The 1066-nt window shown below is 35.0% G+C and carries 1 protein-coding gene; it reads right to left on the bottom strand.

The features are described 5' to 3' along the window. Positions 1-211: 211 nt before the first annotated feature. Positions 212-922 carry an ATP-binding protein gene (locus tag BLT35_RS26135; RefSeq protein WP_175472077.1) on the bottom strand — a complete coding sequence of 237 codons (711 nt, stop codon included), beginning with the start codon at positions 920-922 and terminating at the stop codon, positions 212-214. Between the last annotated feature and the right edge of the window lie 144 nt (positions 923-1066).

Genomic DNA, 1066 nt, shown 5'->3' with positions numbered 1-1066 from the left:
TACCGATTTTCCATATTTCCCTTGCAGATAAATTCGACAGTAATGGTGAGAAATCCTTGTTGATTAAGAATTTTTGGTTTATTCAGCAAGCCCTAGATAGGATATAGGGAATGTAACCGTCTTTGTATTCGCAAAAATAAACTCGTTGATTGTGAAGATTTTTACGGATACCTTTAACTTGGAAAAATAGCTTCAACTTTATAGGATAGAATTAATTTTTGACTCCCTGTCTTCTCCATTCGTCAATAACTGTGTCTAAATCAATTTCATCTTTTTCCTTCCAAAGTTTAATAAACGATACATCGTTACTATTAGGAGTAGGATTTGGCTTATCAATTCTCACTCTAGTCGGCATCATCACTGACTCCCCTAAAATGATACATTCCCCCCTTCTAAGACTGGCAAACATATCAACAATACCTTTTATCGAATCTGGTAAAAGATTTTTCACGTAAGATTGGTCATCTGGATTTGTAAGTCTCATACAAACAAAGGTATTACATTGTGAAAGAATCGTTGATGATAGGTCTTTAGGTCTTTGACTAATCACCATTAAACCAACACCGTATTTTCTCCCTTCTTTTGCGATTCTTTCCGCTGCTAATCTTGCTGCTGATGCAGAAGGATCGTTGTTCAGATAAATATGTGCCTCATCACATGCTACAAATATAGGATACTGTATTTCTTTCGCCCTTCTATGCCAATAGGAAAAATCAAAGACCAATCGTAAAATTAAAGAAATTACTGAATTTCTAACATCAAATGGAATTGGGCTAATATCAAGAACAACAAGCTTTTTTGGCGGGCTTCCTTCACCGAGAATTTTCCTAAATAATTCACTCATTGATTTTGAATCAGAATACATTTTAGGTTTAAATATTAAATCATATCTTCGATCATTCAACCTACTTTGAAGTCTCATTATCATTCGGGTAAACTGTCCGAAATAATCTCCTTGTTTTGGTCTATTACATGACCTATGCAGTTCGTGGTAAGACCTGGTAAAGTTCTGGTCTGGGTGTAACCCAAAGAAGCATTAAATAATGCTCTGGCCAAAACAATTCAA

The sequence above is a fragment of the Paenibacillus naphthalenovorans genome (genome assembly GCF_900099895.1).
In the GTDB taxonomy this organism is placed as follows: domain Bacteria; phylum Bacillota; class Bacilli; order Paenibacillales; family NBRC-103111; genus Paenibacillus_G; species Paenibacillus_G naphthalenovorans.
This window is presented reverse-complemented; position numbering and strand designations above follow the sequence as displayed.

What these genes read in the sequence shown, in the direction of transcription:
- BLT35_RS26135 (WP_175472077.1), bottom strand. Translation starts at nt 922, where the DNA reads ATGAGACTTCAAAGTAGGTTGAATGATCGAAGATATGATTTAATATTT.